Below are 19,436 nucleotides of genomic sequence, written 5' to 3'. Positions count from 1 at the left end.
GTGCTTATTTATTTCAACTTTATTAGTTGGAATATAATATAATATATTTATACAGGATTTTTTGTAAATTTCCAATTAAAAGGTATTGTTTTTGATATTTTTATTACAACCCCGTTTCTAAAATTATTTAAATGAAAAAAATCTTTACTATTGCTGGTTTAGTTTTGATGACTGCTTTTACAAATGCCCAAATTGTGATCAATGAGATCTATGGCGGCAATGAAAATTCAGGGGCTGTTTTCAAACATAATTATATTGTCCTGAAAAATATAGGAACCACTCTGGTTTCTTTAACAGGAGCAAGTATACAATATGCACCTGCAATTGGAGCATTTACAGAATATCATACACTGCCTGATTTCACATTGGGACCTGAGGAAACTTATCTCATTCAGGAAGCAGCAGTGGATGGTGGAGTAGAGGCGTTACCAATACCGAATTTTATAGCAACCACTGTTACAAATTTTGATGGTACACCCAATAAATCTGTCGGAATAAGGATTTCAGGAACATCCGGAAAGCTAGTATTGGCAGGAAATATTGTAAAAGTAATGAATCCTTCATCTTCCAATGTATTAGATTTTGTAGGCTATGGTGCTAATGCAGATCAGTTTAAAGGTGATGGACCAGCTCCTTCTCCTACAGCTTCAACAGCGATTAGAAGAACTTTAGAGAATAACAGTGATAATATGGCAGATTTTTCTGCTGAAGGAGCAGCAAAAGCAGGCTTTGTGCAGAATCCTTTTGTTAAAGATGGTAATGTACTTTTCGGAATGCAGATTAAAGATGTAAAGATATATGATACTTTCAGGCAGGTTGTGAAAAAATCTCCTACAAAATTTGCTCAGAATATAGATATTACTGAGCTTCCAAAAGGAACTTATATTGTGACAGGAACTGTTAACAATGCTCCGGTTTCTCAAAAAATTGTAAAAGATTAGTTTTTCAATATTTTTTGATAAGGAACAGTTTAAATATAAGCTGTTCCTTTATTTTTAATACCAGCCTCTTCTTGCTGCATTAATGATGGATCCGAGATTAAGAACGAGTGTATATCTGATACGTTTTGCATAATCTTTAAATCCAGGCTCAAATCCCAATGAAGACTGTATCGGAAAATAAACCTCCAGGAAATCCGGGATAATTCTTACCTTAATTCCACTGTCCCAGATAAATTTTTCAGAATGATCCTTATTTTTATACATTCCTGCATCGGCATACACATGAAATATTTTCCATATACTGGAGTCTACATTCACAGAAGTAATCCATTGATTAACCGTTCCCGGAAGAAATGATTTGAATCCACCGTCAGCTAAAATAAACTGTTGCGAAAGAAGACCACTGCTGGCACTTTCTCCTAAAAGGTTATAAGAGAATGTATAGTTAGATACCCTTGAAATTCCATAATTGAATAAATCATTGCGGGTATCATTTCTAAGAAAGTATCCAGCAAATAAACGGATGCTAAGCTTTTGCCTTGGAGCAAATTCCCATCTGTAGAATCCTTCAGCTGTAATTTTATTGAAATCTTCCATTCCCTGTGCACTCAGACTGAAACTTTTCTCGTGAATCATCTGGCTGTCGCTATAGCTATATCCTAATCCCCAGAGATTGTACTTTTTATAATCATCATTAGCAATCATTAAAGGGCTCAGATCTCTTTCAAAATAATTATAGGAAACGCCCAGACTTCTGCTTACCGTACTTCTGGGATTTTTTCTAAAATTTAGAGTTGAAAATACAGAAGCTTTTCTGTATGCTAGGTTATAATCATAATGGAAATAAGATCCCGATACTCCAAACGTAATACTTCTGAACATACTTTCTGCAGGTAAGAAAGAGTAGGATACTCCCCCTGAACCAGTTAGTTTTCCTGTTCCGGTACTGTATGTTGGTGTAAATGAATACAGAAATTTCTGATCAAAAAATGATTGGTTTTTAAAGTTAGCTCCCAGCAAAAATTTATCATAAGTATTGTTGAATCGAACTCTTGGACTTACATAAATTTCATTGTATTCAGGATTTGGAATGTCTTTTATGAGTTTAAACTTAATTTTTTTTGTATTAGAAAATATACCTTTGGCATACAGGAAATTATCCCGATAACTGGATTCTGGGAAAATGTAACCATTATTTAGGGTTACTTTATAAATGTTATCTGATGCAGGAAGAGAGATTTCTTTTATTTTCTCATCTTCTTCTGTTTCTATCCAATAAGATTTTTTTTCGCCCTCTCTGGTTTCGGTTTCAAGCTTTACCGGAATAGAAGCTTTTGTATTTTTTGCGATTTTAATCTGTAAAGAATCATTTTCCTTACTAATATGTTTCAGCTTAAAATTGACCCTGTTTTTCTGTTCGAAAAAACTTTCAAGATAATGGGCCGATTTTTCTTTTTCTGAGAGCTGTTTCAAAAAATCATCCGGATTAATTCTACTTCCGGAATTCTTGGAAACGTACTCTTTTACAAGATCATTAAAAGACTGATCGCCCATTTTATCAGCAGAATAATTGAACAGGCTTCCTGTTTCAAAGCTGCTCACAGCCATATCATTGAAATTACTTAAACTGTTGAAATCTTCATCAATTTTCTGATCCAGGTTCTGAAGCATAATATATTGATAAGCCAGCCCGTAGCGATCCGAAAGCTTTACTTTAGACGCATGAAACAATTTTAGAGGCTTGAGTCCAAATAATTTGGTTTCAGGGAGTGCCCCTAAAAGTTTAGCGTCTTTATAGAATTTTTTCAGATATTGGATTTCAAGATAAGATTTTAAACCATTTTTAAACCAATGATCTTTTTGTTTATCTGCAATAACCTTTTCATCCAGAACTTTTTTGGTAATGATTCCAAAATAGTCAAGATCTGTTTTTTCAGCATCTGTAAATAGTTGAAATCTAAATTTCCAGATAGTAATATCATTATTCCCGAAGAAATCTTCTTTAGCTCTGAATTTATCTGAAATAAATATACCTTTCGGAAGAGAACCTATTTTTTCTTTGAGAAATTTTAAGTGAAGAGGTAAATAAAATTCCAGATTTTGTTTCTCTTCGGGCTTAAGGTTATAGCCAAATTTTATTTCAGTCTCACTACCATCAATATTGGTTTTTATAATAGGATAAGCATTTGGGGAAACTGAGAATTCAGGATCTGAATCCAGATATCCTTGAAAAGAATTCATCTGAATCTGTGGCAAATTACTTTCAATGAAAGTGTTCACCGGAATATCAAAATTTACAGTCCAGAAAGTATTGAAACTTACTGGTTCTTCAATATCGTGGTATTTTCTTTGAGAAATATTGTCCGGATCAAAATGATCCGGAACAATAAAGAAATATTTTAAAGCAGTATTCTGACCGGATGTTCCGTATCCCGTAAATTTTTTATCGGGAAGCTGCATACGGTAGTTAAGCTGCAGAGTGATGCTTTCTCCTGGTTTTAATATTTGCTTCAGAGGAAGAAAAAGGTTTTCATCTGAAATTGCATTGACTGGTATTTCCTGGTTTTCTGAATCTTTAATATTAAGCTCCAGAAGTTTTCCCACTTCATGGTTCTTTGCAAAATGCAAATCATTATTTCTGTCTTCCAGTTTTCGGTAGACTAAAGATGTTCCACGTTTGTTATAAGCAGAAACCCAATTCAGAAGTTTTACCGTTTGCAGGTCTTTGCCTGAATGATTGTAATAAACAATCTCCTGATTCACCTCAAGGGTTTTTCTGTCAGGAGAGAGTTTTGCTCCAATGTATATACTGTCTTTCTGTGCAGAAATCTGTATAACTCCACAAAACAAAATAAGGCAAATGCTGATCTTTTTCAAATATCCGTGATAAAGCTCAAATATAGCTTATTTTGTATATACTTTATAGGATTTTAGTTCTGAATTGCTTTTTTTTCCAAAGAATTAATATAAGCATTCCAACCTTCATTTTTATAAGTAACTGCCGCTGCCGCCGGATCTTCAGACTTATAGATTCCTCTTCCTACAATGATGAAATCTGTGTGTAAAGTTTTGAAAACATGTTCCGGAGTATTATACTGTTGTCCTTTTCCATCTCCTGAATCTGCAAGGTTTACCCCTGGAGTGAATAATAAAAGATCTTCAGGGATTTTATTCTGAGAAACTCCACCAATTACATTAGGATGAGATACAGCCACTTTTAATGCTTCTTCACGATAGCTGGCAGTAGTTAATGTGCCTTTTGAAGACATTCCAACAATGGCTACTACTCCTACGTTTTTGAAGCAATCTAAAGACTCAAAACCACCAATAACCTGAGACGTTACAAAATCTGCCCAATCTGTAATTTTGAAAACTCCACTTGTAAACTGTAATTCCTGTGTATTTCCGATGTCTGCAAATTTTCTATCTTCCATTAATAAAAACTGGTGTCTTGCAGCAATTTCTTTTAAAGGAGTGATTGTTTTTTCATACTCAAAATCAGAAATAATATCAATGTGGGTCTTTAAAGCAATGATATGCGGACCTACTTTTTCAGCAAATGTTAATAACTCCTGAGTAGTTGTAACATCCGCAGAAGCAATCAGGTTAGATTTTTTTGCTAAAGCTGTTTCCAGTAATTTTTTTGAAACAGAATGCTGGGTATTGCTTAGTTTTTGTTCATAAGAAGCTCTGGTTTCTTCTTCAAACTGAATGTGATTTCCTTGTAAGAAGTCCTGAATTCTCTTCACTTCTTCGTCCGATAATTCACCTGTTTCCTGAAGGACTCCACATACTTCCGTAATATTGAAAAGAGTGTGTACTCTATATCCTTTGCTTTCTAACAACTGTTTTCCACCTTGCTCTCTGTCCAGTACTACTACAATATCAGACACTTTAAGATCTTCCTGTTCTATTTCCGGAATAGTTTCTAGCAAAGATTTTCCTGAAGTGATAACGTCTTCTACCAATAGACAGTTTTGCCCTTTCTGATAAATTCCTTCAATCAGTTTCTTGGTACCATAGCTTTTTGCTTCTTTTCTTTTAATAATTAATGGAATATAGCTTTCCAGTGACATCGCAGTTGCCATAGGAAGAGCAGCATAAGGAACTCCACATATTAAATCAAAATTATCCAATGGAAGCATTTCCAATAAATAATTAGCCAGATTTTTTAAGATTTTAGGATCTGAAGCTAAAGGTCTTAAGTCTACATAAAAAGGGCTTTCGATACCACTTTTCAAGGTAAACCTTCCAAATTTAATGATGCCTAGCTTGTAGCACTCCAAAAAGAATTCTTTTTTACTTTCCATTATTTTCTATTAGATATTGCAAATTTAAGGATTTGAAATAAGGCTTAAAAATTTATCGCCCATTTGCTTAATAAAAAACCATTCTGTAAGTATCAGAATGGTTTTGAAAATATAAATAAACTATTATTTTAAGATTTCGGCTTCAATCACCTGGTTGCCCTTATATTTTTGTTCAGCTTCCCAAAGTAAAAATTTGTCAACCTCTTTGATGAGTTTAGGAATGGTTAGTGACAATACTGCCAAATCGTCCATAACTCCAAGTACCGGAATGGCAAATTCAGGAAGAAGGTCAAAAGGAGAGATGACATATAAAATTCCTAATAGCGGAAGAATAATGTCAATGGATTTTATAGGATAAGCTCCTTTTCTCCACATTTTTACCATTCTGAAAATATCAGGGATCTTTTTTACAAAGCCCTTGTGACTAATAGCTTCTTTTGCAAGATTTAATTTTGAATATTTCATTTTGTGTTTGGATTTAAACAAATTTTTCAACATTATAAATTTCACAAATCCTGTACCAACAAATTATAAAATTTAGTTAAAAAGTTATTTGATGATATTATCAATAAACTGGTGCACGGTCTCTGAGTCCCAGTCTTTTGTAGCATCTTCCTTAATAAGGATTCTGCCGGTTTTATCCAGAAGGAAAGTGGTAGGGAAAACCTTAGGAAGAATCTTCTCAGATATCGGGCTTTGAGCAATATATACGGGCACCGAATAATTATTTTCCTTTAAAAATTTTCTTACATCTTCTTCCTTATCGTTCATGGCAATAAGTACAAAATCTACATGTTCTTTTCTGGAATCATACAGTTTTTGAATAGATGGCCATTCTTTTCTGCACGGAGGGCACCATGTTCCCCAGAAGTTCAGGAAAACCGCTTTGTTCTTAAAATTCTTAAGGTTTGTGCTTGGTGCATTGATTCCTTTAAGTTCTACGTCATAATCTTCTTCATTGATATGTACGGCGTTTTCAATGGTAGCGATTGGGAAGAACTGGTTTTTCAGAAAATCCTTCACTCCCGGTATAAATAAAACAATACCGATGATAGCAATGATGGCAATATAAATGATACTTTTTTTCATATCCTGTTTTTATAACAGATCCAAGATTTCCTGAACGGCATCTTTTCCTCTGTTTTTAGCATAATAGATCTGCAGGTCGTTATAGAAAGTATCTTTTGGATAACCTTCTGGATCAGCTTTATATTTCATGAGTAGCTCGTAACCATATTTTGGACGCGGCCCCCACGAATTTTTTACATTAAAATCTTTATCTAAGATCAATACTTTAGGAATAGACTCCGTACCGTTGGTTAGGAACTGGTTAATTAAACTCTTATCATTATCTCTTAAGAAAACTCTGATTTCATTATGACCTTCAAAGAATTTAAATAAAGCAGGAACGGTTGCACTTGCATCTCCACACCAAGCCTCAGAAATGATTAAAATCTTTCCATCGAAATTTTTAGCTTCTAATTCTTTTCTCTGATCTTCATCCGGAACATACTTTTTTACAGTTCTGTCCATTCTATGAAGCCCAAGCTCATAATATTGTTTATATTCAATTTCCTGTTCGTTGGCAGGATTGTCTAATCTTTGCTGTGCAATTTGAAGGTATTCTTCAAAAGAAATTCCCTGATCCCAGTAATTTTTCATTACCAAAAATATTTATATTAAAAATTATTGATGTTTCTTGTTTTATTAATCAAAAATAAGTCTGCCAAAACAAATGCAGCAAGGCTTTCCACTACCGGAACAGCTCTTGGTACCACACATGGATCGTGACGTCCTTTTCCTTCTACAATAACAGGATTTCCTTCCTTATCAATACTATCCTGAGGTCTTAAAATAGTAGCTACAGGTTTGAAGGCTACACGGAAATAAATATCCATTCCGTTGGAAATGCCACCTTGAATACCGCCTGATAAGTTAGATTTTGTAGAGAAATCTGTGTTGAACTGATCATTATGTTCTTTCCCTGTCATTTTTGCACCACAGAATCCACTTCCATATTCAAAACCTTTGCAGGCGTTGATATTTAGCATTGCTTTAGCCAGTTCTGCCTGAAGTTTAGAAAATATAGGTTCACCAATTCCTACGGGAACGTTTTTGATGACGCAGGTAATAGTTCCTCCAATTGTATTTCCTTCTTTTTTAATTTCTTTGATTCTGGCAATCATTTTTTCTGCCGTCTCAGCATCCGGACAACGTACATCATTACTTTCCGTTTGAGAAAAATCAAGAGCCTGATATGGCTTTTCACAGAAAATATCGCCTACAGACGAAACATAAGCATTGATTTCAATCTCCGGTAAAAGTTGTTTAGCTAATGCTCCGGCAACTACCCAGTTCATGGTTTCTCTTGCTGAAGATTTTCCTCCGCCACGATAATCTCTTAAACCAAATTTTTGGTCATAAGTGAAATCGGCATGACTAGGACGATAAGCCTGAGCAATATGGTCATAATCCTTTGATTTCTGATTTTCGTTTTCAATGATAAAACCGATAGGCGTACCTGTTGTTTTCCCATCAAAGATCCCAGAAAGAAACTTTACTGTGTCGCTTTCCTTTCTTTGAGTAACAATAGCAGACTGGCCGGGCTTTCTTCGTCCCAGTTCATATTGAACTTTTTCAAGATCTACCGTTAAACCTGCCGGAAAATTATTGATGATACCGCCATAAGCCACTCCGTGACTTTCTCCAAATGTTGTAAGACTAAGAAGATTACCTAATGAATTGAACATGATACAAAATTACCTTTTTTTCTTCAGATAATAAAGTTTCAGCATTTGTTCTATTTATGAATTTTTTCAATAATGTTAATAGTCGCTGCTGCTTGCTTTTTTTCTTCAGAAGTCATTGTTTTCCAGATGAATCCTTTAGAAATGTCATTTTTGTTGATAGGCTGAGGGAAAATTCCGGCTTTTGCATCGTCAAAAATAAAGCTTGCGGAAATGGCAGGAAGAGGTGTTTCAAAGTTGTAAGGATAGTTTTTTGAAACATTAAACTTTAGATTTCCTACCTTAAAAGTGTCAAATTGATGATATTTATAAACTGATGGTTGATAAAATTGCTCTTTTTTAAAGCCAACCATAAAATTCCCTAGTTGAAAACTTGGAATATATTGTTGAATAAGACGAGGAAAAGATAATAACGAAACAAAAAATAAACTGAATACAGAAAAAAGGGCAATAGATTTTCTTTTATTTAAATATTCATGGAAGAGAACAAAAAATATAACGAAAAACACATCAATAAAAAATCGGTATTGAGCAGAAAAAGCCAGTACAAATATGCTTTTTATTAACAGTGAAATGCAGATCAATGTAATAAGTTTCTTTTTCTTTGTCCACGCAAATACTGAAAAAAGGCACAGGGATGCTATGAAAAGAATATTGATTTTTGATTTGATACCTTTCAGAAAGAACCATTTTTTTATGTGATCCCATGGGGAAAACTTTTGGATTTCTTCATACGAATACTGCATGTCGTAGGTTTTCAGAATAGCATATTGTGAAGAGATTTTCAATACTTCAGGATTGGGTTTCCAACTGAAGCCAAAATCTCCTATAGATACAGGGAATATAGGATATCCGAAGGTCCATATATTTTTAATAAAGAATAAAAATAAGATGGTACTTCCAAAAAGCAGTCTTTTAAAGTTTGATTTAAAAATAAAAATATTACAAAAGAAAACCAGTATCGGAAGCCAGATCATGGTGGGTTTTATAGCAAAAATAAAAACAGAAAAGGCAAAGAGAAGACTTGTATTTTTGTTTCCGAGTATGATTTCATTTAAAATAATTAAAGAAAAGATAATAACCGGAAGATCTGGACTGGGAGACTGTGAGAAAAGTAATAAAACAGGGAGAAAACATAGATGAATCCAGTTTTTTCTTTCAATACTATAAATGCTATAAATAACTAGCAGAGTTGAGTTGATTCTCAGGTAAGGATCTGAAAAATTGGAAAAACCTGCTTGGAAAATATGCCAGATCGACATTTGTCCCAAAGTAAGATCCAGATTGGAAATTCCCTTAACAAGTCCATATTCTGTCAACCACTTTATAGTGGGAATATAATATCCGAAATGATCTAATATATAAGGATAAGAAGCTCCGGTAAATAATATAATAACGGAACTACATGCTATTAAAAAAAAATCTTTTTTTGAAAACTTATAGAATTCCTGGTACAATTTTTCTTTAAAAAAGTAGAATAAACCTAATAAAACAGTAGGGATTTCTACATAAATATTTAAGGGAATAAAAAAAGAAATAACAGACCATACAAGACTTATTCCCATAATTCCTGAAAGAATTTTTTCTGAGATTCCCTGAAATAAAATTCCACAGAATTTTTCCATGATTTTCCCGAGTCCGCATAAGACTGGTAGAAGAAAAATAGTGGAACAGAGAATTAATATCATAAAAAAAGATTGCCTAAAAATAAGCAATCTTTATATGTTATGGAGAAAAAAATTATCTTCTCGGTTGTACTCTTCCGTCTTTTCTATCCTGTGATCTACCAATGGTATATCCGGTAGCTCCACCTACTACACCTCCGATTACAGCACCCAGTCCTCTGTTTTTCTTAGCAACAATTGCTCCTACAGCGGCACCACCTACAGTACCAATGATAGTACCTTTGGCTGCTTTGCTCATCCCTTTTTTCTGAGTAGTTCCCTGTGAAGCACTGCTTCCGTTGTCTGCATATCCACCGTTGCTTCCGCCTCCTGAGTTGGAATTAGAGCTTCTGTCACGGTATACCGTTCTTGTTTCTCTTATCACTTTTGGTTTCGAATTATTTTCAGCAGTAGCTTTTGCCTTTTTGGTTTCAGAGATGCTATCTGCTTTTTTCTGAGCTTCATATACTAGCTTTTCTTTTTCAATAGCCAGTTTTTGTCTCTCTATTTCAAGCTGTCTTGACTGGAATTCAAGTTTTTGCTCTTCCAGTGATTTCTCAGCAACTTTGTCGTCCTTCTTGCAGGCCGTTAATAAGAAAACGGATAAAAAACCTGCTAATACTATCTTTCTCATAATTCAAATTTTAATAAGCTTAAGCCAAAACGACTTTCGATTTAGTTTTATTTTCAATTATGAAGCCAAATTTCAGTTAAAGAGTGTTAAAGTTGATAATAAAAGAATTAAATTAATTTTAAATCCTGATAAATATCATGATAATAAGGTGGATGTGGAAAATTTAGGCATGCCGTTTGTTTGGAGGAAATTATAATTTTTAGATTTTAAAATTAATCTTCTAAACGAGATTCATCATAGTTCCCTGGTTGTACCAGGGAATTTTCTATGAAAAGGAATTTGTAAAGTATAGTTAATCCTTAGTTTTTGTTGAATTAATTTATGATGCCTACTTTTGAGAAACTAAATTACTTTCAATATGAAAAAATCAATTTTTACAGTGGCAGCTGTAGTAGGTTTGCTGACTGTTACCACTTCGTTTTCTTCTACTGATGTTGTAGAAGCTCCTTCTAAAGCTTGTACAGAAGTTTCTGTTCAGGACGCAAAAACAAAAACATATCCTGTTCGTTATGGACTTATATCCAAAAGTGGAACAAAAATGCTTTCAGGGTCAGGATTTGACCTGGGAGGTTTTGTTGCCAAAAATACAGCTACAGGAGATGAATATTTTACTGGGCAATACAATTACGGTGCGCTTCCACAATATTCTGAGGAAGATCTTCCAGAAGGAACTTATGAGTTTTCAGGAATCCAAGGCCAAGGGGGCTGGGTAGGTTATGGAACAGTAATGGCTACTGTATCGGATGATAATATAGATGATGACGGATACATTACTATATATGTTCCAATCACATGGGAAGAATAACTTTGTGAAAGACAAAATATTTATCTACATTTACCAATCCTCGAATGAGGATTTTTTAATCAATGTACAGTAATTAATAACTGTTGAATATTTCAAAACTATTTACGGATGAGAGATATAAGCAGTTTACACTATATTCTGTTTGGATTTTTCTGAATAGATTTTTTTCATCATTTGTGTTTTTTAGGCCTCCTGAAAGGGAGGCCTTTTGTATTTCTATTCATCAAAAATGAGTCTGCCATCAAAGGGATGATCCCAAACTATAAATATTCGGTCATTTAATCTTCTAACAGGAGCTTGTACCATTTCATATTCTCCTTTTTCATTCAGTCTTTGTACGATAAGGTCTATTCCTTCTCCGATTTCTGTTATTTTAAACTCAATCTGATATTGCTCTTCATCGTTTGGAGCAAAATCTGCTTTTTTAAACTGTTTTTGTGACATGATATTAGATTTGAATGTTATGTTAAATAGGAGAATAAATTGTGCCAAGTTGTAATTTTTTCTGTCTTCTTTGGCTTTATGCTGTATTTTGAAGAATTTCTCTTCTTTGTCTAGTTTTTTATTTTAAAGTTTTTTCAAATTATTAAATTGTTAATTATTGAGAGTCTTGAATGTTGTTGTGTGGTGTTTAGTGGAGTTATTATTTGTATATGTTTAAAGTTCAATATGTTTTGAGTATTAATTTTTTAATTGTATTTTCTCTGTTTATGAAGAAAATTTTGTTTTTTTTTTCAAAAAAGTAATTCTTGGCACGATTTTTCAATATACCAATGCAACTCATGTTTAATTTGAGTTTTCATGGTTATTAGTTTTTATCCTCGGAATTTCCGAGGATTTTTTTTGTTCCTATATGATGGTACTCATAAAAGGCGGTATCAAGGTTCATTTATCATTACTTTTTTATTATTGAGAAAGCTCCTCCTGAGTGGAAGAGTTTGTTTTGTTTGATGGTAATGGGTTAGAGTAGGAAGGTGCAGATATAATTTAGATTAATGTGATTTAATTTGATGCAAAGGTTTAATATCTTCAGCTGTATTTTTAAGAGAGCAAATATGGAATCAATTTTATGGATTCTTTTTAAGCTTGTGGGAAATTATATTGCTTAAACTACATAAAAAAAACCTCTAAATAAAATTTAGAGGTTTTAAAGAGGTACCTAGCGGATTCGAACCGCTGTAGATGGTGTTGCAGACCACTGCCTAGCCGCTCGGCCAAAGTACCATGTTTTACCATTTTTGAGGTGTGCAAATATAGCTAAATTTCAATACAAACCAAAGTTTTCATGCAATTTCTTTCTTTCCCAGACCGTCAATTTCGCTTTTTGCTTGAATTTCAGTTATATAATTTTTAATATTAATTACCCTTGTATCACTCCAGCTGTCGTGCCATCCATTAACTCCGAAGAAAGAAAGGCCATCAAAAGGGATAAGCCTGGTAAGATTTCTATATATAATTTGTTGGGAAGTTGGTTGGGTTCCGTCTGTGCTTATTACTTTTGTTCCGGTAATGTATTTTCCTACTGTTCTTCCGTTCATAAAATGTTCCATTGAAAAATAATAAATGAAACAATTAATATTTCCAAAGAGAATTTGCCATCCTATTCCTCCATTTCCATAAAGGTAGAAAAACTCAATATCTGTAAAGGCATAAAGAATATCAGATATAGAGGTAATAATAATGTTAAGGATGATTAATGTAAAAAGGTCAAGTAGGTTGTTTAGAAATCTGTTACCTAATGAGGCTTTATTGTATTCGACAATATTTAATATTTTTGTCATGAATGGTATGGTTATTAATTTTTTAGTTGAGTTTTATCAGATACTTTAAAATCCGTTCACAAGAAGTTTTAAAGTTGCGTTCGTATCAATGACTGCCGTGATTCCTGTACTATTGAGAAGGATCTTACTTGGCTTCAGGTTAAATACCTTTCCACTCATCTTTAGTCCTTTATAATATTCTTTGTTGAAAGCGTCTTCAATACTTTTTCTTGATGTTTCTTCAAGTTCCTGAGTTGGAATTCCGTATTCTTCTTCAATCATTTTCACAATTTTTCCTTGGAACAGGAGAGAAGCTGTTTTTTGAAGAATATTCATTGTTTTCAGTTTGAACTTGGTATCGGATAAAACAATTTTTCTTTTGGTTTCATCATATACCGGAATTCCTGAAATAATAGCAGTTCCTTTGATATAACCTTCTGTTTGTGCTTCAATAAGAATTCTGTTATCTAAGCCATACACTCTAATGTCTGTTACTTTTACTTTGGAATCTCTGATATCAAATTCTTTATTCAAGAACGTTTTTCTAGCCATATTACTGGCTTCAGTGAAAGGAATATTGGCCGTTGTCTGTAATAGAAATTTGTCAGCAACAGTAGGAGAAAAATTAAAATTGGTTGCCGAAGTTACAGTGGGAGATGCAGTAGGTTTATTTCCTGTAAATGTTTCTGAGAAAATATCAATTCCAAGAGTTGCATTGATCTGATTTCCATAGAATTTTAATGGCGTAATATTAACACCCACCGGACTTACTTTCAGCCAGGTGTTATATTCTTCTGAAATATTGAATGGCTGTGCAAAGGTATTCCAGGCCATCACGGCATATTGCTGGAAATTCAGCTGAGTCGCCATTTGCTGATCGATTGTTTTACAGAATTTCTCCTGTTGTTCTTTTAAACTCTTTTCAACGATAGGAGTAATTGGGATCTGTATTCTGCCATAGTCCAATACCGGTTTTGTTACCCATCGGAAGCCGTTGGGCTGAGTATTGGTGATAATTGTCCAGTTGTTTTTGAAAGTAACGGTTGTATTAAAGGACATTACCGTTTCAAAAGTGGTATTTTGATAGGAATATACTCCAAGGGTTCCAATTCCTTTTTCTGCCCAGATCTTTAATGGAACTTCAATCAAAAGGTTTTGACTGGTTCCGCCTACCAAACGGATAGGTCTGGTTTTCCAGACTTTTACTTTAAATTGGTCATTATTATTATCTGTATAAGAATCATCCTGATAGATAAGGTCTTTTACAGAGGCATTAACCATATTACTAAGCTCTGAAAGGGGAATAGTTACCGGCATAGTAATGCTGGACTTGATCTTCGGAAAGTTATAACTTGCCAATTGATTATCAACGCTTGCCTGACCGAAAGCATTGATGAATGCTACTAGAAATAATATTTTAATGAATTTCAATTTTGTATTTTTTTAATGAAATAAAAATAAGGATTTTAATTTTCCGGTTTAAAGCTTTTTTCCAGTTCAATGCTTGCGCCTTTCATTTCGCCCTGCATAGGCGGTGCTGTTTTGGTAAGTTTAAGCTTGATATAGTCGATTTGCGGAAAACAGTCGTGTATTTTTGAAATAATTCTCCCTGCAACATGTTCCAGAAGTTTAGATTTGATCTTCATTTCCTGATGAATGATATCATTAATATCTGCATAACTTATAGTATCATTCAGGTCATCAGATTCTGCTGCCTTCCACAAATCGGTATGAAGTTCTGCATTTAAAATATAGTAGGTACCAATAATATTTTCTTCAGGTAAAACCCCGTGGTAGGCATATATTTTTACATCTTCAAGATATATCTTACTCATTACTTAATTTTTATCAAGCAAAAATCGCTTTAATTCTTCAAAATCTGCATTTATTTCTACAGTTTTTTTCTCCTTTTTCATCAGAGCATTCAGAGATTGAGGAATTTCAATTTCTGTTTTGATGGCATTTTGTACGGCATCAGGAAACTTCACAGGATGGGCAGTTCCCAAAATGAAACCTTTTTTACCCGGATTTTCTTTAAGGTATTGTTCAAGAGAAGAAAAGGCTACAGCACTGTGAGGATCTAGAATATAATGATCTCTGTTGTAGACTTCCGTAATTGTTTCCTTAGTTTTTTGATCATCAATGGAGTACCCTGAAATTTTATTTTTTAAAGGATTAAACTCTTTGTTAAAGAGCTCCAGTATTCTGACAAAATTGCTTGGATCTCCCACGTCCATTGCATTGGATAGAGTAGCGACAGATTTTTTAGGCTTGAGATTCTGAGTTTTCAAATATTCAGGAATCACATCATTAGCATTGCAGGCTGCAATAAAATGTTCTGCAGGAAGACCACGAAGATGTGCTAAAATTCCGGCACATATATTCCCGAAATTCCCACTTGGAACACAAATTACAGGAGCTTTATTTTCTGTTTTCAGCCATTGTTTCAATGCTAATAAATAATAGATCTGCTGCGGAAGCCATCTTGCCACATTAATGGAATTAGCAGAAGTCAGGAATAACTGATTATTGATTTCCTCATTGGAGAAAGCTTGTTTTACCAGACTTTGACAATCATCAAAACTGCCATTAACTTCCAGCGCATAAATATTTTTTCCCAATGCTGTAAGTTGCTTTTCCTGAACAGGGCTTACCCTGTTTTTAGGATATAGAATAACAACATCTATTCCCGGAAGATCATAGAATCCATGGGCAACAGCACCGCCGGTATCTCCGGAAGTAGCAACTAAAACGGTAACTTTTTTCTGTTGATTTTCTAAGAAATAAGACAGGCATCTGCTCATAAATCCTGCACCAATATCCTTGAATGCAAGGGTAGGGCCGTGAAAAAGCTCCAGAACCAAGATATCATCATTAATTTTTTTCAAAGGAATTTCAAAACTGATGGTTTCAGCAACAATCTTTTTAAGTATTTCTGAAGGAATTTCATCTCCAACAAAGTCTTTCATGCATTGATAAGCGATTTCCTCATCAGAATACTGTTGAAGATTTTGAATAAATTCATCGTTGAATGACGGAAGATTTTCAGGAAAGAATAATCCTTTATTTTTTCCCTGGCCTTTTATGGTGGCAGTTCTGAAATCTACTTTTTCTTGACTGTCTTTTAAATTATAATATTGCATCTGTTTTTAATCTAGTTTTGGTTCTTCAATGATTTCAATTCCTGCGGGATTTATTTTTGAGATATAGACGAAGTTGTCAATTTTGATTTCGTCATATATGGTTTTCATCAGTTCAGCAATCTTTTCTGCAGTTTCTTTTTTTTCTGCCAACATAAAAATAGATGGTCCTGATCCTGAAATTCCGCCTCCTAATGCTCCAAGTTGAAGGCTTTTGGATTTAATTTCATCAAATCTTGGAATTAAGATGCTTCGTACAGGTTCTATAATGACATCGTTGAGGCTTCTGCCTATTAAGGCAAAATCATTTTTCTCAATACCGGCTACAAGCCCTGCAATATTTCCCCATTGTTCAACCGCACTTTTCAACGTAATATTTTTCTTTAAAATCTGTCTTGAATCGGAAGTTTTAACTTCCACCTGAGGATGTACAGCGGCAACAAATAAATTGGGTGCATTCAATGGAATAATATCGATGGGATCAGTAGATTTTACCAAAGTGATTCCACCATAAATACATGGGGCAATATTATCAGCATGACGAACTCCGGAAGCAAGTTCTTCTCCAAACATGGCAAAATGCACCATTTCATCTTTGGACATAAGATTTCCTAATACAATGTTGGCTCCCACGGCGGCTCCGGCGGCGCTAGCGGCGCTGGAGCCGAGCCCGCTTCCCGGTTTTATATGTTTATGAATAATAACTTCAAAGCCATTTTTAAGATTGAAATGCTCCTGAATTTTTGAAAGCACTACTCCTGCAACATTTTTACTGGGTTCTTCAGGAAGACCAAAAGAATCTGTGTGTTTGATGATGATTTCAGGAGTTTCCAATAAACGGATTTCCATTTCATCATAAGGTTCATTAACTGCCATCCCCAGGATATCAAACCCACATACAAGATTGGCTACGGTAGCCGGAATTTTTAATTTTACTTTTTTCATATTTTTTGTTTTTAAACGGAACGGATGATGTCTGCGAAAATTCCGCTGGCTGTTACTTCAGCTCCTGCGCCTGCTCCTTTTATAACCAATGGCTGCTCGGAATATCTCAGGGTTTTAAAAATGACAATATTATCTTTCCCATAAAGATGGAACAAATCACTTCCAGGGGCTATATGCTGTAAACCTACTTTAGCTTTTCCATCATTAAATTCTGCCGTATACTTCAATATTTTTCCTTCCTTTTGGGCATTGTCGAACAATGATTTAAAATGACTTTCATATTCCGTCAATTTTTCATAGAAATGTTCTACACTTCCTTCCATGCAGGCTTCAGGCAGGAAACCTATATTTTCAATCTCTTCAAACTGAAGTGGATATCCGGCTTCTCTGGCAAGAATTAATATTTTTCTTGCTACATCAGTTCCTGAAAGGTCTAGTCTCGGATCTGGTTCTGTGTATCCTTCTTTCTGCGCCTGAGCTACTACTTCAGAAAATGTTCTGCTTCCATCATAAGTATTGAATACAAAATTTAATGTTCCGCTCAAAACAGCTTCAATGGACGTTATTTTATCACCGCTTTTGATGAGATCATTTATGGTTCCTATTACTGGAAGCCCGGCTCCTACATTCGTTTCAAAGTGAAAACTGCAGTTATGATTTCTGGCAGTATTTTTTAATGTTTTATACTTTTCAAAATCTGATGAAGCGGCAATTTTATTGCAGGCAACAATATTGATACTTCTTTTCAACAAGTTTTCATATACTGTTGGAATCTCAGCACTTGCAGTGATATCCACAAAAACAGAATTTCTTAGATTACGGGTTACAATTTCTTCTGCAAATTTTTGAGCTGATGCTTCTACTCCGGCTTCATTCCAATTAGTATATTCTTTTTCTGAAATTCCTTTGTCTGCAAAGATCATTTTCCGGCTATTGGAAAGGCCGGCAATTCTTAAACTGATGAAGTGGTTTTCTCTCAGATATTGATTTTGATTATAAATCTGTTGGATAAGTTTAGCACCAACATTTCCTGTTCCGCATATGTAAAGATGAATCTGTTTTATTTCAGATTCAAAAAACTCTTCATGAAGGACATTCACTGCTTTTCTGGCATCTTTCTCAGTAATAACCACACTTATATTTCTTTCAGAAGAACCTTGTGCAATCGTTCTGATATTGATTCCATTATTTCCCAGGCATCCAAACATTTTAGCACTTACGCCGCTTCTGCTTTTCATGTTTTCTCCTACTAAAGCTACAATAGAAAGTCCTGTTTCTATTTTGACCGGAGCTACTCTTTTTAAATCAATATCATCTGAAAAAGAAGCATTAATGGCATTTTCAGCAGCTAACATATCTTTTTCATGAATTGCAATGGTAATGGAATGTTCCGAAGAACCTTGTGTAATAAGGATAACATTTATTTTTTCCTGGCTTAAACATTGAAACAGTTTAGCAGAAATACCGGGAATTCCTACCATTCCACTGCCTTCTAAGGTAAGAAGAGCAATATTACCCATATTTGAAACCCCAACTGCTACCTGTTGTTGTTCATTTTCCGAAATATTCAGATTGTGAGAAACCAATGTTCCCTGGGCTTCAGGATCAAAAGTATTTTTAATTTTAAGGTTAATATTTTTTACCATCACCGGCTGAATAGAGGGTGGATAAATAACTTTTGCTCCAAAATGGGAAAGCTCCATAGCTTCGTGATAGGAAATTTCTGCAATAGGTTTTGCATGGGAAGCCAAACGCGGATCGGCAGTCATCATCCCACTTACGTCTGTCCATATCTGAAGTTCTTCAGCGTGAATGGCAGCTGCAATAATTGCTGCAGAATAATCTGAACCACCGCGCCCTAATGTAGTAGTACGACCTTTTTCGTCACTGGCTATAAAACCAGGACCAATGAATATACGGCTCTGATGTTTTTTGAAATAATTTTTAAAGTTATCTTCAGTTACATTGAAATTAACTTTTGCATGGGTGAAATTACTGTCAGTTCTGATAAGTTCAACAGTATTCATCCATAGACAATCCAATTCCTGATCCTGAAGCCTAGCTGCAATAATGCTGGATGACAGAAACTCTCCATACGAGGCAATTTTATCTTTGATTCTTGGAGTAAGCTCACCAAGAAGAAAAATTCCGTTGCATAAGTCTTCGAGATCGTTGAAGTGTTTTTTTACAAAACTTAACAATGCGCTTTGCTCTAAAACGGGAATCAGCTCCTTGACAAGGTTTAAATGTTTTTCTTCTGCATTTTTAAGAAGCTGTAAGTAATCTTCATTCTTAACAGAGGCATATTCAGCAGCGTTAATAAGAAGATCTGTTATTCCATGAAGTGCTGATACAATGACTACAACATCATTTTTTGAAGATTCTTTTTTGATAATGTTTTCTACCAAAAGGATATTCTGAGAATTGGCGACTGATGTTCCGCCGAATTTTAAGATTTTCATCTATTATTTTATTTGAGGTTAGAGAAAA

At 34.3% G+C, this 19,436-nt stretch carries 17 protein-coding genes and 1 tRNA gene; 2 read left to right on the top strand and 16 right to left on the bottom strand.

Annotated features, from left to right (window positions below; all coding sequences use genetic code 11):
- Window positions 1-131 precede the first annotated feature (131 nt).
- The gene (locus BLS98_RS17195; RefSeq protein ID WP_089737769.1) at window positions 132-941 is read left to right on the top strand and encodes a T9SS type A sorting domain-containing protein; all 810 of its coding nucleotides are present in this window, start codon (window positions 132-134) and stop codon (window positions 939-941) included.
- Window positions 942-995: 54 nt separating this feature from the next.
- Here BLS98_RS17195 and BLS98_RS17190 read toward each other — a convergent pair whose 3' ends face one another.
- The 8 genes from BLS98_RS17190 to BLS98_RS17155 form a co-directional block, all read right to left on the bottom strand.
- The gene (locus BLS98_RS17190) at window positions 996-3,818 is read right to left on the bottom strand and encodes a gluzincin family metallopeptidase (protein WP_228425373.1); all 2,823 of its coding nucleotides are present in this window, start codon (window positions 3,816-3,818) and stop codon (window positions 996-998) included.
- Window positions 3,819-3,871: 53 nt separating this feature from the next.
- Window positions 3,872-5,251 (bottom strand): orotidine-5'-phosphate decarboxylase, encoded by a 1,380-nt coding sequence (gene pyrF, locus BLS98_RS17185; protein ID WP_089737767.1) that lies wholly within the window; start codon window positions 5,249-5,251, stop codon window positions 3,872-3,874.
- A 123-nt stretch (window positions 5,252-5,374) separates the two neighbouring features.
- On the bottom strand, window positions 5,375-5,716 hold the full coding sequence (locus BLS98_RS17180) for a YkvA family protein (protein WP_089737855.1): 342 nt from the start codon (window positions 5,714-5,716) through the stop codon (window positions 5,375-5,377).
- A gap of 84 nt (window positions 5,717-5,800) precedes the next feature.
- Window positions 5,801-6,340 carry a TlpA family protein disulfide reductase gene (locus BLS98_RS17175; RefSeq protein ID WP_089737764.1) on the bottom strand — a complete coding sequence of 180 codons (540 nt, stop codon included), beginning with the start codon at window positions 6,338-6,340 and terminating at the stop codon, window positions 5,801-5,803.
- A 9-nt stretch (window positions 6,341-6,349) separates the two neighbouring features.
- Complete coding sequence (locus tag BLS98_RS17170; protein WP_089737763.1) at window positions 6,350-6,913, bottom strand: thioredoxin family protein; 564 nt, start codon at window positions 6,911-6,913, stop codon at window positions 6,350-6,352.
- Window positions 6,914-6,930: 17 nt separating this feature from the next.
- Window positions 6,931-8,001, bottom strand: a complete 1,071-nt coding sequence (aroC, locus tag BLS98_RS17165) for a chorismate synthase (RefSeq protein ID WP_089737761.1) — start codon at window positions 7,999-8,001, stop codon at window positions 6,931-6,933.
- A 50-nt stretch (window positions 8,002-8,051) separates the two neighbouring features.
- Window positions 8,052-9,623: an LIC_10190 family membrane protein gene (locus BLS98_RS17160; RefSeq protein ID WP_228425371.1), complete on the bottom strand. Its 1,572-nt coding sequence runs from the start codon at window positions 9,621-9,623 to the stop codon at window positions 8,052-8,054.
- Window positions 9,624-9,738: 115 nt separating this feature from the next.
- Window positions 9,739-10,296, bottom strand: coding sequence for a glycine zipper family protein (locus BLS98_RS17155; RefSeq protein WP_045500795.1), 558 nt, complete (start codon window positions 10,294-10,296; stop codon window positions 9,739-9,741).
- A gap of 358 nt (window positions 10,297-10,654) precedes the next feature.
- On the opposite strand from BLS98_RS17155, the gene BLS98_RS17150 reads away from it, so the two are divergent.
- Window positions 10,655-11,101, top strand: a complete 447-nt coding sequence (locus BLS98_RS17150) for a hypothetical protein (RefSeq protein WP_089737756.1) — start codon at window positions 10,655-10,657, stop codon at window positions 11,099-11,101.
- Between the two features lie 216 nt (window positions 11,102-11,317).
- Here the strand turns inward: BLS98_RS17150 and BLS98_RS17145 are convergent, their stop codons facing one another.
- The 8 genes from BLS98_RS17145 to thrA all read right to left on the bottom strand — a co-directional run bounded on the left by BLS98_RS17145 (window position 11,318) and on the right by thrA (window position 19,408).
- Entirely contained in the window at window positions 11,318-11,545 is a 228-nt protein-coding gene (locus BLS98_RS17145) for a glutathione synthase (protein WP_089737755.1), read from the bottom strand.
- 709 nt (window positions 11,546-12,254) lie between these two features.
- Window positions 12,255-12,325 (bottom strand) — tRNA-Cys (locus BLS98_RS17140).
- 59 nt (window positions 12,326-12,384) lie between these two features.
- Complete coding sequence (locus tag BLS98_RS17135; protein WP_089737752.1) at window positions 12,385-12,882, bottom strand: RDD family protein; 498 nt, start codon at window positions 12,880-12,882, stop codon at window positions 12,385-12,387.
- A 45-nt stretch (window positions 12,883-12,927) separates the two neighbouring features.
- On the bottom strand, window positions 12,928-14,292 hold the full coding sequence (locus BLS98_RS17130) for a DUF4403 family protein (protein ID WP_089737750.1): 1,365 nt from the start codon (window positions 14,290-14,292) through the stop codon (window positions 12,928-12,930).
- Window positions 14,293-14,327: 35 nt separating this feature from the next.
- Window positions 14,328-14,696 (bottom strand): dihydroneopterin aldolase, encoded by a 369-nt coding sequence (gene folB / locus BLS98_RS17125; RefSeq protein ID WP_089737749.1) that lies wholly within the window; start codon window positions 14,694-14,696, stop codon window positions 14,328-14,330.
- 3 nt (window positions 14,697-14,699) lie between these two features.
- Window positions 14,700-16,004 carry a threonine synthase gene (thrC, locus tag BLS98_RS17120; RefSeq protein WP_089737747.1) on the bottom strand — a complete coding sequence of 435 codons (1,305 nt, stop codon included), beginning with the start codon at window positions 16,002-16,004 and terminating at the stop codon, window positions 14,700-14,702.
- Window positions 16,005-16,010: 6 nt separating this feature from the next.
- Window positions 16,011-16,946: a homoserine kinase gene (locus BLS98_RS17115; protein WP_089737746.1), complete on the bottom strand. Its 936-nt coding sequence runs from the start codon at window positions 16,944-16,946 to the stop codon at window positions 16,011-16,013.
- A gap of 11 nt (window positions 16,947-16,957) precedes the next feature.
- Complete coding sequence (gene thrA, locus BLS98_RS17110) at window positions 16,958-19,408, bottom strand: bifunctional aspartate kinase/homoserine dehydrogenase I (RefSeq protein WP_089737744.1); 2,451 nt, start codon at window positions 19,406-19,408, stop codon at window positions 16,958-16,960.
- Window positions 19,409-19,436 lie beyond the last annotated feature (28 nt).

It is taken from the genome of Chryseobacterium jejuense (assembly GCF_900100075.1).
Lineage (GTDB): Bacteria > Bacteroidota > Bacteroidia > Flavobacteriales > Weeksellaceae > Chryseobacterium > Chryseobacterium jejuense.
The sequence above is the reverse complement of the archived record's forward strand: the minus strand, read 5'-3'. Positions and strand labels throughout refer to the sequence as shown.

Coding starts and splice junctions, on each gene's coding strand:
- BLS98_RS17160 (WP_228425371.1), bottom strand. CDS start 9,623: ATGGAAAAATTCTGTGGAATTTTATTTCAGGGAATCTCAGAAAAAATT.
- BLS98_RS17155 (WP_045500795.1), bottom strand. CDS start 10,296: ATGAGAAAGATAGTATTAGCAGGTTTTTTATCCGTTTTCTTATTAACG.
- BLS98_RS17115 (WP_089737746.1), bottom strand. CDS start 16,946: ATGAAAAAAGTAAAATTAAAAATTCCGGCTACCGTAGCCAATCTTGTA.
- BLS98_RS17135 (WP_089737752.1), bottom strand. CDS start 12,882: ATGACAAAAATATTAAATATTGTCGAATACAATAAAGCCTCATTAGGT.
- aroC (WP_089737761.1), bottom strand. CDS start 8,001: ATGTTCAATTCATTAGGTAATCTTCTTAGTCTTACAACATTTGGAGAA.
- BLS98_RS17180 (WP_089737855.1), bottom strand. CDS start 5,716: ATGAAATATTCAAAATTAAATCTTGCAAAAGAAGCTATTAGTCACAAG.
- pyrF (WP_089737767.1), bottom strand. CDS start 5,251: ATGGAAAGTAAAAAAGAATTCTTTTTGGAGTGCTACAAGCTAGGCATC.
- thrC (WP_089737747.1), bottom strand. CDS start 16,004: ATGCAATATTATAATTTAAAAGACAGTCAAGAAAAAGTAGATTTCAGA.
- folB (WP_089737749.1), bottom strand. CDS start 14,696: ATGAGTAAGATATATCTTGAAGATGTAAAAATATATGCCTACCACGGG.
- BLS98_RS17195 (WP_089737769.1), top strand. CDS start 132: ATGAAAAAAATCTTTACTATTGCTGGTTTAGTTTTGATGACTGCTTTT.
- BLS98_RS17175 (WP_089737764.1), bottom strand. CDS start 6,340: ATGAAAAAAAGTATCATTTATATTGCCATCATTGCTATCATCGGTATT.
- BLS98_RS17150 (WP_089737756.1), top strand. CDS start 10,655: ATGAAAAAATCAATTTTTACAGTGGCAGCTGTAGTAGGTTTGCTGACT.
- BLS98_RS17170 (WP_089737763.1), bottom strand. CDS start 6,913: ATGAAAAATTACTGGGATCAGGGAATTTCTTTTGAAGAATACCTTCAA.
- thrA (WP_089737744.1), bottom strand. CDS start 19,408: ATGAAAATCTTAAAATTCGGCGGAACATCAGTCGCCAATTCTCAGAAT.
- BLS98_RS17145 (WP_089737755.1), bottom strand. CDS start 11,545: ATGTCACAAAAACAGTTTAAAAAAGCAGATTTTGCTCCAAACGATGAA.